General features: G+C 38.1%; 3 protein-coding genes. All 3 read left to right on the forward strand.

The annotated features are described in order from the left end of the window. The first annotated feature begins 271 nt into the window (after positions 1 to 271). Complete coding sequence (locus tag ACP6PK_RS09130) at positions 272 to 499, forward strand: hypothetical protein (protein ID WP_426559342.1); 228 nt, start codon at positions 272 to 274, stop codon at positions 497 to 499. A gap of 182 nt (positions 500 to 681) precedes the next feature. Then, the gene (locus ACP6PK_RS09135) at positions 682 to 822 is read left to right on the forward strand and encodes a hypothetical protein (protein WP_426559343.1); all 141 of its coding nucleotides are present in this window, start codon (positions 682 to 684) and stop codon (positions 820 to 822) included. A 75-nt stretch (positions 823 to 897) separates the two neighbouring features. Next, positions 898 to 1,097 (forward strand): hypothetical protein (locus ACP6PK_RS09140; protein ID WP_426559344.1); only part of this gene is annotated, 200 nt, incomplete at its 3' end.

Consider the following 1,097-nt stretch of genomic DNA (forward strand, 5'->3'; position numbering starts at 1 on the left):
AGATGTTCAATTACTATCACAATGTCAGATTAAAGGGTTTACTCACTTTAAATATTACAAGGGTTACGCTGGAATCAACACTGGGTTGCAAAAGGCCGATAACTCTGCACAGCAGCAGATAGAGGCCATCGCCAACTCTCTGAAATCATAGGAAAATAATTGACAGGGATATATATTCCAGTTTTATTATAAAAGTTCATTATAAAAGTTTATAATAAACTGCTAATGTATACCCTATCTGACTTTAACTGTATTTTAAGTCACAAAAATCATGGTATCACAATTCTACTTTTTATGGGGATGTCTGCTTTCTGGATTATGCGGTTCATCCTTACTTCACTTAGCCCTGAAAAATTCCCAAACCTTGCAATTACCTATAATCATTATCCTTTTTGCCACAAAGGCTGTAGCTGCTTTCCTCTGGCTAGAAAAAGATTTAAGAATTTGGTCAATAGTAATCGGAATTAGTTTGATTGGAGGTTGTCTAGTATGGATTTAAGACCTTCCCTATTATTGGAGATGTTAAAGTCATTCCGTACACTCCTAATATCGACAGCGAGTGTCACCACTCTATCATCATTAATCCTTTTTGTGTCACCTACTGCATCTAAGGACGACACCATCAAGTCATTCCTTTACTCAGGAGGACTTCTATCAGGGTTGAGTACAATCGGGCTATCCATGGCCATCAACCGCTACTCACCGATATTTACTATCTTGAAAAAAGCGGATGACGAAACTTTTACTCACACAATAGCAACTTATATCTATGAGCGAAAACAGGGATTTGACCAATTACCTGTTACTGATGAACCGATTTAAATTTATCCAGAGGAACTTCCAGAAAACGCTAACACTACCACTTCCGAGCAAATTTCAGCTAGTCTAATTACGGAAGTGGGTAGGTTAGTAAGTGAAGGTAAGTCCGATACGTTCATCATTGAAAATGTGTTGCAGTGCAAAGGTAGAAAGTACCAAGAGGGTAAAGCTAAACTGGCTGAAATAAAAGAAATGGTTGCTCAGTTACAGGAGGCTAACAATAGCAGTCTGGTTATCTGTGGTGAAGATTGGCAAGTACCAGGCTGGAAAAATTTAGG

The sequence above is a fragment of the Dapis hubbardiae BLCC-M172 genome (assembly GCF_050016015.1).
GTDB lineage: Bacteria > Cyanobacteriota > Cyanobacteriia > Cyanobacteriales > Microcoleaceae > Trichodesmium.

What these genes read in the sequence shown, in the direction of transcription:
- ACP6PK_RS09130 (WP_426559342.1), top strand. Translation starts at nt 272, where the DNA reads ATGGTATCACAATTCTACTTTTTATGGGGATGTCTGCTTTCTGGATTA.
- ACP6PK_RS09135 (WP_426559343.1), top strand. Translation starts at nt 682, where the DNA reads ATGGCCATCAACCGCTACTCACCGATATTTACTATCTTGAAAAAAGCG.